Source organism: Streptomyces sparsus, from assembly GCF_054776295.1.
In genome coordinates this window covers 1-2,658 of record NZ_BAAHCA010000684.1, presented here as the reverse complement: position 1 = coordinate 2,658, position 2,658 = coordinate 1, and the positions used below count along the sequence as shown (strand labels likewise).

Here is a 2,658-nt window from a genome sequence, read left to right as displayed (position 1 = left end):
GTCCGGGGGGAGGACGGGCGGCGGTCCGTGGTGGGCGCGGGCCGCGCGTCCGACGCGGCGGGCGTTCATCATTCGTTTATCGCGGGACGACATGCTGTACGCAGCCGATCCGTCGCGTCGGGGGGCAGACGGATGGCGGGGGGGGAAGGGCCGGTCACGGGGGTGGCCGGCCCTCGGTGGCTGTCCGGCGGATCACGGGGGTGCCCGCCGGCCGGTCACCGCAGACCCCGCGCCCGGCCGGTCCGCGGCAGCCGTCAGTCGTGTTCGGCGAGCCACTTCTGCGCGGTCTCGGCGAGTTCCCGGTCACGGCCGGCGAGCATCATGCCGATCATCTGGGCGTCACCGCGCAGCGACCACAGCGGGTGCCCGAAGGTGGCCGGGTTGTTGCCCTCGATCAGGAAGTGCGCGGGCCAGGCCGTCCCGTAGCCGATCAGCGGCAGCGCCAGCGCGTACCGGGCCCGGCCCCGTGTGAGCCCGTAGGCGCTGATGGCAAGACCGGTCAGCGTGCCGGTGAGGTGGACCCAGCGGGTGGCGGCGCGCGAGTGCATGGCCACGTAGTACGGCCAGAACTCCTCGTAGCTGTCGAACGTCTGCTCAGGCTGCTCCGTCATACCGGCACGGTAGCCGCTGAGCCGGCCGGAGCCCATGCCCCGGCCGGCCCCCGTCCCGCCGGTGGGCGGTCGGCCGTCCCGGCGGTCAGCGGACCGACTCGAGCACGCAGTCGTCCACCTGGTCGACCACGTCCGGGTCGTTCATCGGCACCTGCACGCTGAGGCTCTGCCCGGCCCGCAGGCGGACCGTCTTCGAGCCGGTGTCCACCGTGCGCCCGGACACGTCGACGAACCGCATGCTGACCCGGTGGCTGCCGGACCGCTTCTTCGCGGTGACCATGACGGTCGCCTCGGGCCTGGTGCTCGTCACGCACTTCCGGACGCGCCCGGTCGGGCTACGGTCGGCACTGTCGCTGTTGCTGCCCCCGGTACCGGAGCCGTAGCGGTTCTTGTTGCCGGAACGGTTGGACTTCCGGTCGTCCGACTTGTACGCACTGCTGCTGGACGACGACTTCTTGCTGCATCCGCCGCCGCTGCTGCTGCCGCTGCTGCGGCTCTTGCCGCCCTTGCTGCCCTTGGCGCTGATGTCGGCATGGCTGAAGCCGGTCAGCGCCAGCAGAACGACGGTGACGGCGGCGGCCAGTCTTACCTGTCGCATCATGAGAGCCCCCCGAGGCGATTGTTGTTGTCACGCGCATCTGTTGCCGCGTTCACTGCTGTTGTCGCGTTCACTGCTGTTGTCGCGTTCACTGCTGTTGTCGCGTTCACTGCAAGCATGAACCAGGACGCCCGTAGGGCGCGTTGAGGTTCCCACACCGGCGCCTCCCGCCCCCGTCCGCCCGCCGGCGGCAGGGCCCGGCCCAGCCGCCGGCCGCCGACGCACCGTCAGGGGCGGGCCTGTCCGGTGCCCTTGGCCGCGTCGAGCGCGTACACGCAGCGGTCCTTGCTGCACGCGTACAGCACTCCGCCGGACACCACGGGCGCGCCGGTGATCTCCCCACCGGTGGCCAGTTTCCAACGGAGTTGACCGCCCACCGCGTCCAGCGTGTACAGCGAGTGGTCGGCCGAGCCGAAGTGCACCCGCCCGTCGGCCGCCACCGGGGCGCCGATCACGTCGCCCTGCGCCTGGAAGCGGTAGCGGCCGGTGCCGGGCACCGCGTCGATGGTGTACAGCGCCCGCCCGCTGCCGACGTGCACCAGACCGTCCGCGACGACCACCGGCTCGACGGACTGCCGGGCCTCGGTGGCGATCCGCCAGCGGTCGTGGCCGTTCGCCGCGTCCAGGGCGTACACCGTGCCGAGGTAGTCGGCGAGGTAGACGCCGCCGCCGGCGACCGCCGGACCGGGCGCGAAGGCGGGCGGGCACAGGAACGCCGCCGGGCCGTCGAAGCGCCACCGCTCGTGGCCGGTGGCCGCGTCCAGGGCGAGTACCCGGGCGCCGGCGCTGACGTAGACGACCCCGTCGTCCGTCGGCAGCAGCCGGACGGGCACACCCCCGGTGGCTGCCGCGTCGCCGACCGGGTAGGACCACCGCTCGTCGCCCTCACGCGCGTCCCGGGCCGACAGGCGGCCGTCGGCCCACAGGTACACCGTGCCGGCGTGCAGCACCGGGCCTGCCTCGGGCGTCTCGAAGTCCACCTGGGCGCCGGTGAGTTCCCACAGCAACTCACCGGTCGCCGCGTCCCAGGTCTGGACGCCGCCGCCCCGGGTGCCGGTGAGCAGCGTGCCGCGGTCGGCCCGCAGCGTGTACACCCAGCCGTCCACCGCCTGCTTCCAGTGTTCGGTGCCGTCGGTGCCGTCGAGCGCGAAGAGGCTGGGGCCGTCCGACGCGTGCACCCGGCCGTCGGCCACGGCCATCGACCACGCGACGTCGCGGGTCTTGAACTGCCGCCGCCCGGTGCCCACGTCAAGCGCGTGCACCTCGAACGAGGTGACGTACAGCAGCTCGTCGACGACGACCGGAGTGCCCCACACGTCGTTGGACATGCGGAACCGCCACGGCCGCCAACGGTCCGGCGCCGCACCCGGGGTGGGCGTCGGAGCGGCGGCCGTCCCGGCAGCCGGCATCACCGGAGCGGTCGGCGCCGGGGGCGTGGGCAGCGCGCCG

General features: G+C 73.4%; 3 protein-coding genes. All 3 read right to left on the bottom strand.

Annotation, left to right across the window (positions count from 1 at the left end; genetic code table 11):
* Positions 1-254: 254 nt before the first annotated feature.
* Entirely contained in the window at positions 255-611 is a 357-nt protein-coding gene (locus tag ACYVE9_RS22105) for an Mpo1-like protein (protein ID WP_461029639.1), read from the bottom strand.
* Positions 612-696: 85 nt separating this feature from the next.
* The gene (locus tag ACYVE9_RS22100; RefSeq protein WP_461029638.1) at positions 697-1,212 is read right to left on the bottom strand and encodes a hypothetical protein; all 516 of its coding nucleotides are present in this window, start codon (positions 1,210-1,212) and stop codon (positions 697-699) included.
* A gap of 224 nt (positions 1,213-1,436) precedes the next feature.
* The coding region (locus ACYVE9_RS22095; protein WP_461029637.1) for an outer membrane protein assembly factor BamB family protein at positions 1,437-2,658 on the bottom strand (1,222 nt) is incomplete at its 5' end.

Excerpts from the sequence above, each read along its gene's own strand:
- ACYVE9_RS22100 (WP_461029638.1), bottom strand. The coding sequence starts at position 1,212 with ATGATGCGACAGGTAAGACTGGCCGCCGCCGTCACCGTCGTTCTGCTG.
- ACYVE9_RS22105 (WP_461029639.1), bottom strand. The coding sequence starts at position 611 with ATGACGGAGCAGCCTGAGCAGACGTTCGACAGCTACGAGGAGTTCTGG.